The organism is Microvirga sp. ACRRW (assembly GCF_022346925.1).
GTDB lineage: Bacteria > Pseudomonadota > Alphaproteobacteria > Rhizobiales > Beijerinckiaceae > Microvirga.
The window spans coordinates 121,781-136,669 of the sequence record NZ_JAKRNJ010000005.1 but is presented as its reverse complement, the minus strand read 5'-3'; the positions used below and the strand labels follow the sequence as shown (position 1 = coordinate 136,669).

The 14,889-nt window shown below is 61.4% G+C and carries 12 protein-coding genes; all 12 read left to right on the top strand.

Annotated features, from left to right (window positions below):
* Positions 1–2: 2 nt before the first annotated feature.
* Positions 3–344: a DUF1467 family protein gene (locus tag MHY87_RS13455; RefSeq protein ID WP_239352436.1), complete on the top strand. Its 342-nt coding sequence runs from the start codon at positions 3–5 to the stop codon at positions 342–344.
* 551 nt (positions 345–895) lie between these two features.
* On the top strand, positions 896–2,224 hold the full coding sequence (proS, locus tag MHY87_RS13450) for a proline--tRNA ligase (RefSeq protein ID WP_239352435.1): 1,329 nt from the start codon (positions 896–898) through the stop codon (positions 2,222–2,224).
* Between the two features lie 5 nt (positions 2,225–2,229).
* Positions 2,230–3,504, top strand: coding sequence for a lipoprotein-releasing ABC transporter permease subunit (locus MHY87_RS13445; RefSeq protein ID WP_239352434.1), 1,275 nt, complete (start codon positions 2,230–2,232; stop codon positions 3,502–3,504).
* A 2-nt stretch (positions 3,505–3,506) separates the two neighbouring features.
* The gene (locus MHY87_RS13440; protein WP_239352433.1) at positions 3,507–4,202 is read left to right on the top strand and encodes an ABC transporter ATP-binding protein; all 696 of its coding nucleotides are present in this window, start codon (positions 3,507–3,509) and stop codon (positions 4,200–4,202) included.
* Positions 4,203–4,590: 388 nt separating this feature from the next.
* Positions 4,591–8,064 (top strand): DNA polymerase III subunit alpha, encoded by a 3,474-nt coding sequence (dnaE, locus tag MHY87_RS13435; protein WP_239352432.1) that lies wholly within the window; start codon positions 4,591–4,593, stop codon positions 8,062–8,064.
* 942 nt (positions 8,065–9,006) lie between these two features.
* Positions 9,007–9,285, top strand: a complete 279-nt coding sequence (locus MHY87_RS13430) for a hypothetical protein (RefSeq protein ID WP_239352431.1) — start codon at positions 9,007–9,009, stop codon at positions 9,283–9,285.
* A 281-nt stretch (positions 9,286–9,566) separates the two neighbouring features.
* Entirely contained in the window at positions 9,567–10,589 is a 1,023-nt protein-coding gene (locus MHY87_RS13425) for a 30S ribosomal protein S2 (protein ID WP_239352430.1), read from the top strand.
* Positions 10,590–10,691: 102 nt separating this feature from the next.
* Positions 10,692–11,621, top strand: coding sequence for a translation elongation factor Ts (tsf, locus tag MHY87_RS13420; RefSeq protein WP_239352429.1), 930 nt, complete (start codon positions 10,692–10,694; stop codon positions 11,619–11,621).
* A 160-nt stretch (positions 11,622–11,781) separates the two neighbouring features.
* The gene (gene pyrH / locus MHY87_RS13415) at positions 11,782–12,495 is read left to right on the top strand and encodes a UMP kinase (RefSeq protein ID WP_370644931.1); all 714 of its coding nucleotides are present in this window, start codon (positions 11,782–11,784) and stop codon (positions 12,493–12,495) included.
* Positions 12,496–12,680: 185 nt separating this feature from the next.
* Positions 12,681–13,241, top strand: coding sequence for a ribosome recycling factor (gene frr / locus MHY87_RS13410; RefSeq protein WP_239352427.1), 561 nt, complete (start codon positions 12,681–12,683; stop codon positions 13,239–13,241).
* Between the two features lie 29 nt (positions 13,242–13,270).
* Entirely contained in the window at positions 13,271–14,038 is a 768-nt protein-coding gene (locus MHY87_RS13405) for an isoprenyl transferase (protein ID WP_239352425.1), read from the top strand.
* A gap of 26 nt (positions 14,039–14,064) precedes the next feature.
* Positions 14,065–14,886 (top strand): phosphatidate cytidylyltransferase, encoded by an 822-nt coding sequence (locus MHY87_RS13400; protein WP_239352424.1) that lies wholly within the window; start codon positions 14,065–14,067, stop codon positions 14,884–14,886.
* Positions 14,887–14,889 lie beyond the last annotated feature (3 nt).

Here is a 14,889-nt window from a genome sequence, read left to right as displayed (position 1 = left end):
ACATGCTGTTGATAAGATTTGTAAAAGCCCTGTCGGCCTCGCTTTGGTCCACCCTTGCTGCGGTGGCTGTCATCTCCGCCATTGCCGTCGCCATTGTCGTCTCCGGGTTCGGCCTGCGCGTGTCGGGCGGGATAGCCCTGTACTTCGTGATCTGGTGGATCCTGCTTTTCGCCATTCTGCCCTTCGGGATCCGCAGTCAGGTGGAGACCGGAGAGGTCGTCGCCGGCAGCGAGCCGGGAGCGCCATCCGCTCCGGCGCTTCAAGAAAAGGCGATCTGGACCAGCCTCGTATCGTCGGTGGTCCTCATTATCGTCGCGGCGGTGTTTCCGCTGGCGGGACTCTAAGCCTCCCAGAGTCGTGGAGAATGGGCCGATTTCCTGCCCAATTTATCGAGCAGCCCATCTCCTGCGCCATTCTTTCAGGTCGATCCTCAAGCGCGCCCAAGCACCTGCCTACTTGGTTTGGTGGAGAGTCGATCCAATGGGACAGGAAGAAGAGACCGAGAAAATCGAGGGCTAGAAAAAGAAAAAGCAAGGCTTTCGCCTTGCCTAAAACACCTTTTGGCGTTGTTTATGACCCCTGGCTTTTTGGCACCAGCGCCTCGATGGCGCTTAGGGATCTGTGTTCCTCCCGAAACTCGGACCGCAGCCTCTGCCTTTTGAAAGGTCTTGAGGCGTTAGGAGTTCGTTTATAGTTGCCTTCCCCTGCGGTGTCACCATTTTTAGGCAGACCTTGATGCATTTTGCGGCACTTATTGTATCAACCTTTGGTCTAATCCATTGCGCCGCAGGCCTCATGAGCGATGGCCGCTTGTCTTTTCCTCAAGGCCTGTGTTGTGTGCTGGAAACGAGTCGTGACTCATTTTTCCAATTCTGACCGAAACTAAAGGCGTCCTATGCGTTTGAGCCGCTATTTCCTTCCCATCCTCCGCGAGACGCCCAAGGAGGCGGAGATCGTCTCCCACCGCCTGATGCTGCGCACCGGCATGGTCCGCCAGGAATCGGCGGGCATCTATGCCTGGCTGCCGTTGGGCCTGAAGGTGCTCAACAAGGTCAACGCCATCGTTCGCGAGGAGCAGAACCGCTCCGGCGCCATCGAGCTTCTGATGCCGACGATCCAATCCGCCGACCTCTGGCGTGAATCGGGCCGCTATGACGCCTACGGCAAGGAGATGCTGCGCATCCGGGATCGGCACGAGCGCGAGATGCTCTTCGGTCCCACCAACGAGGAAATGATCACCGAGATCTTCCGGGGCTATGTGCGTTCCTACAAGGACCTGCCGCTGAACCTTTATCACATCCAGTGGAAGTTCCGCGACGAGGTGCGCCCGCGCTTCGGCGTCATGCGCTCCCGCGAGTTCCTGATGAAGGACGCCTATTCCTTCGATCTCGACCAGGCAGGCGCTGTCCATTCCTATAACAAGATGTTCGTGGCTTACTTGCGCACCTTTGCCCGCATGGGCCTGAAGGCGATCCCGATGCGTGCCGATACCGGCCCCATCGGCGGAAACCTGAGCCACGAATTCATCATTCTCGCTTCCACCGGCGAGAGCGAGGTGTTCAGCCACGCGGATTATCTCGGTTACGACATCCCGTCCGAGGACACGAATTTCAACGATATCGCAGGTCTTCAGGGCATCGTCGACAAGTGGACGTCGCTCTATGCCGCGACCTCGGAAATGCACGATCAGGCTGCTTTCGACGCTGTGCCCGCCGACAAGAAGATGTCCGCGCGCGGCATCGAGGTCGGCCACATCTTCTATTTCGGCACCAAGTATTCCGAGCCCATGGGCGCGAAAGTCATGGGGCCGGACGGGCAGGAGAAGCCGGTTCACATGGGCTCCTACGGCATCGGTCCGAGCCGCCTGATCGCCGCCATCATCGAGGCGAGCCACGACGAGAGCGGCATCATCTGGCCGGAAGCCGTGGCGCCTTTCGACGTGGCAATCCTGAACCTGAAGGTAGGCGATGCCGGAACGGACGCCGCCAGCGAGAAGCTCTATCTTGAGCTCTCCAATGCAGGCCGCGATGTGCTCTATGACGACCGCGACGAGCGTCCGGGCGGCAAATTCGCTACCTCCGATCTCATCGGCGTGCCGTGGCAGGTGCTGATCGGTCCCAAGGGCCTCGCCGAGGGCAAGGTGGAGCTGAAGCACCGCGCGACCGGCGAGCGTGAGCTTTTGTCGGTCGATGAGGTGGTTTCGCGCCTGACGGCACATAAATAAGCCCCATGGCCAAAGAAGCTCCGACCGGAACCAAACCTTTCTCGCTCTTCGAGTGGATGCTCGCCGGGCGTTACCTGCGCACGCGGCGGCGGGAAGGGTTCGTGTCCGTTATCGCAGGCTTCTCGTTCTTGGGCATCATGCTGGGCGTCGCGACGCTCATCGTGGTGCTCTCGGTCATGAACGGCTTTCGCAAGGAGCTGCTCGACAAGATCGTGGGCATCAATGGCCACATCTTCGTGGCGCCCATCGAGAGCCCGCTCACGGATTATCCGGAGGTGGCGGCCCGCATCGCCGCCGTACCGGGCGTGAAGCGCGCGATCCCGCTCGTTGAGGGCCAGGCCTTCGGCTCCTCGCAATACAACGGCAGCGGCGTTCTCGTGCGCGGCATACGCGGAAACGATCTTCGTCAGATCGAGCATATCGCCGGCAATCTGCGCCAGGGCACGCTTGAGAACTTCGAGGAAGGCGAGGGCGTCGCCATCGGCCGCCGCCTCGCTGAAACACTCTCGATTCAGGCCGGCGATACGCTGACGCTGATCACGCCGCGCGGAGCGGCAACGCCTTTCGGCACCGCGCCGCGCGTCAAAGGCTATCCGGTGAAGGCCGTGTTCGAGATCGGCATGTCCGAATTCGACAACACCTTCGTGTTCATGCCACTCACAGAGGCGCAGAACTACTTCAACCGCCAGGGCGACGTGCCTCTGATCGAGGTTTATCTCAACGACGCCGACAAGGTGGATCAGGCTCGCGCCGCCATCGACGAGGCGGCGGGCAGGCCGATCATGATGACCGATTGGCGGCAGCGCAACCGCACTTTCTTCGGTGCGCTGGAGGTGGAGCGGAATGTGATGTTCATCATCCTCGCGCTCATCGTTCTTGTCGCCGCGCTGAACATCATCTCCGGCCTCATCATGCTCGTGAAGGACAAGTCCAGCGACATCGCCATCCTGCGCACCATGGGTGCGACACGCGGTGCCATCATGCGCATCTTCCTGATTACGGGCGCATCCATCGGCGTGATTGGCACGCTGGCGGGCTTTGGGCTCGGATTGCTGATCGCGGCCAATATTCAGTCCATTCAGGATTTCCTGTCCTGGGCCACGAACTCAAACCTCTGGGACCCGACATTGCGCTTCCTGAGCCAGATTCCGTCCGATGTGAATCCGGCTGAGGTTGCGACGGTTCTCGCGATGGCCCTCATCCTGTCGCTGTTGGCGACTCTCTATCCCTCCTGGCGGGCTGCGAAGCTCGATCCTGTCGAAGCGTTACGTTACGGTTAGTTATGACGTCAGGACAAACTCAGCCCGCCCTTCACCTGTCACAGGTCGAGCGTCGCTATCCTCAGGGAGATACCTTCCTAGAGGTTCTGCGCGGGGCGGAGCTTGCGATCTGGCCGGGCGAGATCGTGGCCCTCATCGCACCTTCGGGCACGGGTAAGTCCACGCTGCTGCACGTGGCGGGCCTGCTCGAAAAGCCCGATGGCGGCGAGGTTTTCGTGGGCGGCAAGCCCACTGCTCATATGAGCGACCAGGAGCGCACTCGCGTGCGGCGCGAGGAGCTGGGCTTCGTCTATCAGTTCCATCATCTGCTGCCCGAATTGTCGGCGCTCGAGAATGTGGTGATGCCGCAACTCATTCGCGGCCTGCATAAGGCGGAAGCAGAGGATCGCGCCGGTCAGCTCCTGACCTTTCTCGGCCTCGCCAAGCGTCTCAAGCACCGTCCCGGCGAACTCTCCGGCGGTGAGCAGCAACGCGTCGCCATCGCCCGTGCCGTCGCCAACGCGCCTCGACTGCTCCTCGCAGACGAACCCACCGGCAATCTCGATCCACACACCGCCGACCGCGTGTTCCAGACGCTGGTCGCCATCGTGCGCGCCTCACGCCTCGCGGCGCTGATCGCCACGCACAACATGGAACTGGCCGCCCGCATGGACCGACGCGTGACCATCCGTGACGGGCTGATCGTCCAGCTGCCTTAACCGCTTATCCACAGCTGCCAATAGACCTCCGCTCCCTGAGCGCCCGAGGGGCTGTCTCCTTGCGCTTTAAGCCTTTGTTGACTCCGTCCGTACAGCCCAATTCACAGCCGCTTTACAGGGAACATTTATCGAACATAATTGAACGCATAGAGAACACGGAGATCAAACATGGTTCGCATCGTCCTCGAAACCGCCGCTGAAATCACCTCTCTCGTCATGTTCGGCTCCGCCGTGGCAATCTGGGCTCTGGTGCTGGCGCCGGTCGCCTGATACCCGCAATCCACACAGATCCACGGGATTCACAGGAAGGTAATCCTTCACAAGCCCCGTTAGGCATTCAGGGGCAAGAATCGTGGCAATATGCGCGCCATTCATCGAGTAGAGTTTCATGGCGCGCATTCTTCAAGATATCGGCTTCGTCCACCTGCATGTTCACTCCTCGTATTCGCTGCTTGAGGGGGCGCTGAAGATCGCGCAATTGCAGAAGCTCGCCGCCGCCGACAAGCAGCCGGCGATTGCGCTGACCGATACCAATAACCTCTTCGGCGCGCTGGAATTTTCCGAGAAGATGGCGGGTTCCGGCATCCAGCCGATTGCCGGGGTGCAGCTTTCCGTCTGTTTCGAGGAGGCCGATCCCGTCGCCCGGGTCGTCCCGGTGCCGTCCAACATCGTGCTGCTCGCGCAGAACGAGGAGGGCTACCGCAACCTCATGCGCCTCGTGAGCGCGGCCTATTTCGACGTTCCGCTCGGCGAGGAGCCGCGCGTGGCAGCGCCCATTCTCGCGCGCCACAGCGAGGGGTTGATCGCACTAACGGGCGGCTTCACTGGACCGCTCGATTGCGCACTCCGCAACGGTGGGCGTCAGGAGCTAGCTCAGGCGCGCCTCGATATCCTGAAGAACGCTTTCGGCCATCAGCTCTATGTGGAGATCCAGCGTCATCACCTCGATGAGGAGCGGATGGTGGAGGGCGAGCTGATCGCGCTCGCGGATCGCAACGGCTTACCACTTGTGGCCGCCAACGAGCCGTTCTTCTCGTCCCCGAAGGATTACGAAGCGCACGATGCGCTGCTAGCCATTGCGGAAGGCCAGATCGTCTCCAACGACGACCGCCGCCGCCTGTCGCCCGAGCACCACTTCAAGACGCGCCAGCAGATGATGGAACTGTTCTCCGATCTGCCCGATGCGCTCAACGCCACAGTCGAGATCGCCATGCGCTGCTCGACGCGCGTCAAAACCCGCAAGCCCATCCTGCCGAATTTCGGCACGGGCCCGGATGCCGCAAGCCTCGACGAAGGGGAGGAGCTGCAGCGCCAGGCGGAAGAGGGCCTTGCCAAGCGCCTTGCCGCGCACGGGCCAGCGCCCGGCCTGACAGAGCAGGATTATCACGACCGCCTTGCCTTCGAGGTCGGCATCATCCGCAAGATGAAGTTCCCCGGCTACTTCCTGATCGTGGCGGACTTCATCAAATGGGCAAAGGATCACGACATTCCCGTCGGACCGGGCCGTGGTTCCGGCGCAGGCTCGCTGGTCGCTTACGCGCTCACCATCACCGATCTCGATCCGCTCCGATTCAGCCTGCTCTTCGAGCGCTTCCTCAATCCCGAACGCGTGTCGATGCCTGACTTCGATATCGACTTCTGCGTCGACGGGCGCGAGCGCGTGATCGATTACGTGCAGAAGCGCTATGGCGAGGAGCAGGTCGCGCAGATCATCACTTTCGGTACGTTGCTTGCGCGCGGCGTTTTGCGCGACGTCGGCCGCGTCCTCGAAATGCCTTATGGCCAGGTAGACAAGCTCACCAAGCTCGTGCCGCAGAACCCGGCCAATCCGGTGACGCTGGAACAGGCCATCGAAGGCGAGCCGAAGCTCCAAGCTGCGCGTGATGAAGAGCCTGTGGTCAAGCGCCTGCTCGGCATTGCGCAGAAGCTGGAAGGTTTGCACCGCCATGCGTCGACCCACGCCGCAGGTGTGGTGATCGGCGACCGTCCGTTGCAGGAACTGGTGCCGCTCTACCGAGACCCGAAGACTGGCATGCGCGTGACCCAGTACAATATGAAGTGGGTCGAGCAGGCGGGCCTCGTGAAGTTCGACTTCCTGGGTCTGAAGACCCTCACCGTGCTGCGCACGGCGGTCGATCTCATCAAGCGCACGGGCGTTCATATCGATCTGTCGGCCTTGCCGCTCGATGATCGCAAATCCTACGAGATGCTGTGCAAGGGCGAGACGGTCGGCGTGTTCCAGGTGGAATCCGCGGGCATGCGAAAAGCGCTCGTCGAGATGGAAAGCGACCGTTTCGAGGATATCATCGCTCTCGTGGCGCTCTATCGTCCGGGCCCGATGGCGAACATCCCGGTCTATTGTGCGCGCAAGCTCGGCAAGGACGAGCACAACAAAAAAGATTGGTATCCGCACGACAAGCTGGAACCGATCCTGCGCGAGACTTTCGGCATCATCGTCTATCAGGAGCAGGTGATGGAGGTCGCGAAGGTCCTCGCCGGCTACTCGCTCGGCGATGCAGACCTTCTGCGCCGCGCTATGGGTAAGAAGATCAAGGCGGAGATGGACGCGCAGCGCGAGCGCTTCGTGTCAGGCTCCGTCGCAAATGGTCTCGACAAGGCGAAGGCGAACGAGATCTTCGACCTGCTCGCCAAGTTCGCGGATTACGGCTTCAACAAGAGCCACGCGGCAGCCTACGCCCTCGTCGCTTACCAGACCGCCTATCTGAAGGCGAACTATCCGGTCGAGTTCCTCGCCGCGTCCATGACGCTCGATCTCGACAACACCGACAAGCTCTCCGAATTCCGCCGCGAGGCGCAGCGCCTCGGCTTCAAGGTCATCCCTCCCTCCATCAACCACTCGGGGGTGGTGTTCGATGTCATCTATGACACGGAGGGAGTCGGCTCGATTCTCTACGCGCTCGCCGCCGTGAAGGGCGTAGGCCGTCAAGCCATTGAAGCCGTGGTGGAAGCGAGGGGTGACGAGCCCTTCAAGGACCTTGCCGATTTCGCGCGGCGCATCAATCCGAAGGCGATCAACAAGCGCACCATCGAAAACCTCATTGCCGCCGGCGCCTTCGACGAGTTGGAACCGGATCGCGCGAAGGCCTGCGCCTCCATCGACGCCATGATGAGCCTCGCACAGCAATCCTACGAGGCGGCGAATGGCGGCATGATCGACATGTTCGGCGGCATGAATTCGGCGGATGTGCAGCTGCGCATTCCGTCATACGAGCCCTGGCCAGCAGCAGAGCGGTTGCAGCGTGAATATGATGCGGTCGGCTTCTTCCTCTCAGGCCATCCGCTCGATGAATATGGCGAGCTGCTCAAGAAACTGCGTGTGCAGACTTGGGCCGAGTTCTGCCGCTCCGTGAAGGCGGGGAATTCGGTCGGTCGCGTCGCCGCAACCGTGCTCGACCGGCAGGAGCGCCGCACCAAGACCGGCAACAAGATGGGCATTCTGACGCTCTCGGATCAGACCGGGCAGTTCGAGGCGATCATCTTCTCGGAAGGCCTCGTGCGCCTGCGCGATGTATTGGAGCCCGGCACCGCCGTTGTCCTCATGCTTCAGGCCGGTCTTGAAGGCGAAGAGGTGAGGGCGCGCATCGGCATGGCCGAGCCGCTTGAAGAGGCCATCTCCAAACACCAGAAGGGTATGCGCATTTTCCTGCGCGACGAGCGCCCCATTCCCAGCGTCTACGAGCGCCTGAAGGCTAGGGGCGAGGGCGAGGTTTCACTCGTCCTGATCCTCGACGACGGCGACCGCGAAGTCGAGGTGAAGCTCCCCGGCAAATACATGGCCTCTCCGCAGATCGCAGGGGCATTGCGCGCCGTTCCGGGCGTGGTCGAAGTGCAGATGAGCTGACCTGCCAATTCGGATGTGCAACCAAAAAGGGTTGCCGAACTCTATCCAGAATGGCCTTTTTACGGATCGTGCTGGCTTTGAACGATATGTGGCTTCACTTGAAGTCACAAGGTCTTTCATGTGTCTTCGGATGCGGTAATCGATCGTGCAAGTTCGCCTTTAGAAGAAGTTCAGTATTTCGGCATCTCGAGTGATGCAAACTCTGCCGTATGGCGGGATGTGTCTTTTTTCTTCTGAGACTAGGAACATTATTCCGGTTCGAGCGTCGTCAAGCCACTTAGGCTCATCATCTCCAATGAGCCTCCCACCAGTATTAGTTCGTAAAGGTGAACCATGAAACGTTCGCACGCTCTCGCTTTGTCTGCAGCAACGCTTTTTCTAGCCTCGTCTCCTGCATCCTATGCTCAGGTCGTCCGTCCGGGTCAGCAATGTGTACCGGCTGTGGCTGATGCCTCGATGTATGGCAACTGCCGCCTCCGCATCGTTCGCGGAGAAGAGGTCTGCCGTTGCGCCATTCTTCCCCAGGCCCTGCGTCGCCAAAACGACGACCGGAGCGACCTGACAACCGGTTCGATCAGGCCCTCCCGTTCGTTGGGCTTTGGAACCCTTTCCAATGGCGGCGATCGCTCCAGGGGCTCAACAGGCACATCTGCCGGGGTGTCAGGCACGCCGGTGGGTGCTTCGGGAACATTGGGTGCAACTGACTCGGGGTCTTCTCTCGGCACGGGATCGTCGAATGGCGGCGCGGTATCCTCATCCGGTGGTGGAACTGCATCGGGCGGCGGTAGCGTCGGAGGCGGCACAACGACAGCCGATAGTTCGTCGGGCGGATCCTCTCCAGGCGGAGTTTCATCTGACGCGCCCGCTGGAGGCGGCGGCACGAGCGTTGGTGGGGGACGGGGCAATAATGGAAACGGCCAAGGGCCTGGGAATAACAACGGCTTGGGCAATGGTTCGGAGCCAGGTGACAACACCAATACGGATGTAAAAGGCAGTGATCCGTCCAATCCGGGCCGCGGCAATGGTCACGGTGGCGGCAATGGAGGCAACAACGGAAACGGCCAGGGTCCTGGCAACAACAACGGCCTCGGCAACGGATCGGAGCCGGCCGACAACACCAGCACGGATGTGAAGGGCACCGATCCATCCAACCCGGGCGGCGGCAACGGCGGGGGTAATGGCAACGGTAATGGTGGAGGAAATGGCCGCAGCAGCCCCTAGGTCTCTACTGAGCGCAGACACTTGAGCCGCTTGCTATAAGTGTCTACCTAAATTTACGTTCACAAAGCCCCTGGGATATCCAACCAGGGGCTTTTTCCATCGTTCGGATGGAAAAATGAGTAGGGCCGGGCACAATATTCCTTACGGCTTGCGTTTGGCTCATTTTACCCCTATATGCGCCCCCATCCCACACGCGGAATCCCCTCATGAGCTCATGAGGATCCCCCGGTGGCCGGCAAGACCGGTTCACTGTTCCGCGGAGGCTTAACCGGAGAAAAACTATGGCGCTTCCTGAATTCTCGATGCGCAGCCTTCTCGAGGCTGGCGCTCACTTTGGCCACCAGGCCCACCGCTGGAACCCGAAGATGGGTCAATACATCTTCGGCACCCGCAACAACATCCACATTATCGACCTCGCTCAGTCGGTCCCGATGATGCACCGCGCTCTGCAGGCTGTCAGCGACACGGTCGCCAAGGGCGGTCGCGTGCTCTTCGTCGGCACGAAGCGTCAGGCTGCTGACGCCGTTGCCGATGCCGCCAAGCGTTCGGCTCAGTACTACGTGAACTCCCGCTGGCTCGGCGGCATGCTCACCAACTGGAAGACGATCTCCGGCTCCATCGCCCGCCTGCGCAAGGTGGACGAGATCCTTGCCGGCGGCGGCCAGGGCCTCACGAAGAAAGAGCGCCTCATGCTCGCTCGCGAGAAGGAAAAGCTCGAGCGTGCTCTCGGCGGCATCAAGGACATGGGCGGCACGCCCGACCTGATCTTCGTCATCGACACCAACAAGGAGCAGCTGGCGATCCAGGAGGCTAACCGCCTCGGCATCCCGGTGGCCGCCATCGTCGACACGAATTCCAACCCGGACGGCATCACCTTCCCGGTTCCGGCCAACGACGACGCCGGTCGCGCGATCGCTCTCTACTGCGATCTCGTTGCTCGCGCCGCTCTTGACGGCATCTCCCGCGGTGCCGGTGACATGGGCATCGACATCGGTGCTTCCGAGAACCCGATGGCCGAAGAGCTCCCGACGACCGACACCGCCGCTGTCGCCTATGACGGCGAGCAGTTCGAGCGTCTGGCTGCTCCCCGTGGCGCTCCGGACGATCTGACCAAGCTGAACGGCGTCGGCCCCCAGCTCGAGAAGAAGCTGAATGAAGCCGGCATCTTCCACTACTGGCAGCTTGCCGCCATGCAGGCTGGCGACATCGCTCAGCTCGACAAGGACCTGAAGCTCAACGGTCGCCTCGAGCGCGATGGCTGGGTCAACCAGGCCCGCACGATGATCGAAGCCGCTGCGGCGTAAATCTCTCGGCGCTGCTTAACGCAGCGCTCGAACGAATGATTGAGCCCGGCGTTCCATGAGCGCCGGGCTCCCTGTATGCACGAACCCCTGAAAGGACGAACCATGGCGAACATTACCGCTGCGATGGTGAAGGAGCTGCGCGAGACGACCAGCGCTGGCATGATGGACTGCAAGGCCGCTCTCGCCGAGACCAACGGCGACATGGAAGCCGCCATCGACTGGCTGCGCAAGAAGGGCCTCTCCAAGGCTGCCAAGAAGGCTGGCCGCGTCGCTGCCGAGGGCCTCGTCGCCGTCGAGTCGTCGGGCCGCACCGCCACCATCCTCGAGGTCAACTCGGAGACGGACTTCGTCGCCCGTAACGACGGGTTCCAGGCTTTCGTCCGCGAAGCCGCCAAGATCGGTCTGAACGGCAACGGCACCATCGAGTCCCTCGAAGCCGCTACGTTCCCGGGCTCCACCACCACCGTGAAGGACCGCCTGCAGGAACTCATCGCCACCATCGGCGAGAACATGACTCTGCGCCGCATCGCGAAGCTCGAAGTCTCGAAGGGCGTGATCGCGTCCTACGTGCATAATGCCGTCACCGACGGACTCGGCAAGATCGGCGTCCTCGTCGCTCTCGAGTCCGAAGGCGACGTCGATGCTCTGAGCACGCTCGGCCGTCAGATCGCCATGCACGTTGCTGCGACCAGCCCGGTTGCTCTCGACGCTTCCGGCGTCGACGCTGCTACGATCGAGCGCGAGAGCGCCATCCTGCGCGACAAGAACGCCGGCAAGCCGGACAACGTCATGCAGAAGATCATCGAGAGCGGCCTGAAGAGCTACTTCAAGGAAGTCACGCTCCTCGAGCAGCCCTTCGTGCACGATCCGTCGAAGACCGTGACGCAGGTGCTCAAGGAAGCCGAGTCGAAGGCCGGCAAGCCGGTCGCTCTGAAGGGCTTCGTCCGCTATGCACTCGGCGAGGGCATCGAAAAGGAAGAGGCTCCTGACTTCGCGGCGGAAGTCGCAGCCCAGGCCGGTCTCAAGGCCTAAAACAAGAACTCAAAACGGCGGCTTCTCAGCCGCCGTTTTCATGAGAAGGCTATAAATCCGGCAAAGTTTCCGAACCTTACTTTGGACGGCGCGTTCACCGCGCTTCCGAGGCGAGGGCCTTCGGGTGTGATGCAAAATTGAAAAACAAGGGAGTCCAACAGTGGCACAATTCCGACGCGTTCTAGTGAAGCTCTCGGGAGAGGCCTTGATGGCTCCCGACGGATATTGGCTCGACTCCGAAATTCTCTCCCGTCTGGCGCGGGATCTTGCCAAGGCCACCAAGGCCGGTTTCGAGATCGCCGTCGTGATCGGCGGCGGCAACATCATCCGCGGCGCGCGCATGAGCTCCGCCGGCTGGATCGACCGTCCCACAGCCGATTCCATGGGCATGCTCGGCACGGTCATGAACTCGCTCGCCATCGAGACCTCGCTCAATGCCGCTGGTGTTCCCGCCCGCACCATGTCGGCGGTGTCCATGCCGACGATCTGCGAGACCTACGCCCGTCAGCCTGCTTTGCATCACCTGGACAAGGGGCAAGTCGTGGTGCTGGCCGGCGGCACCGGCAATCCCTTCTTCACCACTGACACCGCCGCCGTGCTGCGCGCAGCCGAGCTGAAATGCGATGCAGTCCTGAAGGCCACCCAGGTGGACGGCGTCTATTCCGCCGATCCGAAGAAGGATCCGAACGCCGTCCGCTACGACCGCCTGACCCATGACGAGGCCATCGCCAAGGACCTTAAGGTGATGGATACCGCCGCCTTCGCCCTGGCGCGGGAGAGCAAGCTCTCGATCCTCGTCGGCTCCGTTCACGCGCCGAGCTCGATCACCGATCTTCTCCTCGGAAAAGTTCCGTCGACCGTCGTCGCCCCCTGATCGGGATGCTTGGTGTGGAAAACTGGCCCGGTTTTCCGTCTGAGCCATTCGCCATTTGAAAAGGGAGTATCGGATTGGGCCCAAAAGTGGTGTTCACCTTTGGGACTGATACTCCAGGCCACTTGATGCGGGACCTTGGGCAGCGTAATCCCGTTTTTAGACAGTTCGCGTAAGGAAAAGATCTCATGGCTACGACCTTTGACCTCGCTGATGTGAAGCGCCGCATGCAGGGCGCCATCAATTCTTTCAAGCACGACCTGGGCAGCCTGCGCACGGGCCGCGCCTCGCCGAACCTGCTCGATCCGATCCAGGTCGATGCCTACGGTTCCATGCTGCCGATCTCGCAGGTCGCGACCGTCAGCGTGCCGGAGCCTCGCCTGCTGAGCGTGCAGGTCTGGGATCGGGGCATGGTCGCCGCCGTGGAGAAGGCCATCCGTGAATCGGATCTCGGCCTCAACCCGCAGACTGAGGGCCAGATCATTCGCCTGCGCATCCCCGAGATGAACGAGCAGCGCCGCAAGGAGATGGTGAAGGTCTCGCACAAATACGCGGAAGAGGCGCGCATCGCTGTCCGTCATGTCCGCCGTGACGGCCTCGACCTCCTGAAGAAGCTCGAGAAGGACTCCGCCATCAGCGAGGACGATGCCAAGCGCGACGGCGACCAAGTCCAGAAGGCTACCGATCAGTTCGTGGCTGAAATCGAGCAGCTCCTGGTGGCCAAGGAAAAGGAAATCATGCAAGTCTAAGTTTTAGGCTTGTATCGGAATCTTGTGTCATGAGCGGCGAAGCCCAGCGGACGGCCCCCGTCCTTGCCTGTGAAGGAACAGGCGAGGGGATGCCGACCCATGTTGCCATCATCATGGATGGAAACGGCCGCTGGGCCGCACAGCGAGGCCTGCCTCGCTTCGAGGGACACCGGAAGGGCATCGAGGCGATCCGCCGGGCGGTGCGCATCGCAAGCGACTTCGGCATTCAATACCTCACGGTCTACAGCTTTTCGGCAGAGAACTGGCGCAGGCCTGCGGAGGAAGTCTCGTTCCTCATGGGGCTTCTCAAGCGCTTTGTCCGCCATGATCTTGCGGAGCTTCACGCCAATAACGTGCGCGTCCGCATCATCGGCGAGCGTGAGGGCTTGGCTTCCGACATCCGCCTTCTGCTGGACGAGGCCGAGCAGCTGACCAGCGCTAATACAGGCCTGACCCTTGTGATCGCCTTCAATTACGGCGGCCGTCAGGAAATCGTGAGCGCTGTGCGCGCCCTGGCCGAAAGGGTGAAGGAGGGCACGCTCGATCCCTCCGCCATCGACATGGACATGATCGAGAGCGCCCTTGATACAAAGGGCATTCCTGACCCCGATCTCGTTATCCGCACGTCGGGCGAGCAGCGCGTGTCGAACTTCCTGACTTGGCAGACGGCTTATTCCGAGTTCGTCTTCCTTCCTGTTTTCTGGCCCGATTTCGACGAGACCGCTTTCAAGGCCGCCATCGACGAATATGGCCGCCGAGACCGGCGCTTCGGCGGCCTGAGCGCCAAGGCCAGCTGAATATGGCCGCTACTGAAGGTCCCGCCTTGGCTAAAGCTCCCTCCAGCGAATTGAAAACCCGGGTTCTGTCCGCGATCGTCATGATCGCCCTGGCTCTGGGAGCGGCCTATTGGGGCGGTTGGCCCTTCGCCCTGTTCTGGCTCGCCGCCGGCATCGCGATCATGATCGAATGGACGGACATGACGGGCATTGAGCCGCGACGTGCCGTGCAAGCGATCTTCGGTCTCGGGCTCCTGGCTTTGACAGGGCTCTACCTCATCGATGCCGGCTTTGCGGTCGGAGGCGCGACGGCGCTCGTTTCTCTCGCTCTCGGTACGCTGCTCACCAAGGGATCGCGCCAAAAACTCTGGGCCGCGTCTGGCTTTGCCTATGCCGTCGTGATCGTGCTCGTGCCGCCCATGGTCCGGGACTATCCGGAAATCGGCATTCTCGGCCTGATCTGGATGTTTGGTGTCGTCTGGGCGACCGACATCGCCGCTTATTTCACGGGCCGCACCTTCGGCGGTCCGAAACTCTGCCCGGCGATTAGCCCAAAGAAGACCTGGTCGGGCTTTCTCGGTGGGCTCTTTGCCGCTGCGTTGACGGGACTTCTGGTCGCGTGGGCCGGTCGAAGCTGGGGGCTGAACCATTCGCTGAGCCACATCAGCGTCATTGCGCTCTCCATGGTCGCCTCCGTCGCGAGCCAAATCGGAGATCTTGGAGAATCTGCACTCAAGCGTCATTGCGATGTGAAGGATTCGAGCCATCTTATTCCGGGGCATGGGGGGGTGATGGACCGTCTCGATGGCTTCTGGGCCGTCTCCCTCATCATCGGCATCGCCCTTCTCGCCGCGTACGGAGCTGCTTAAGTC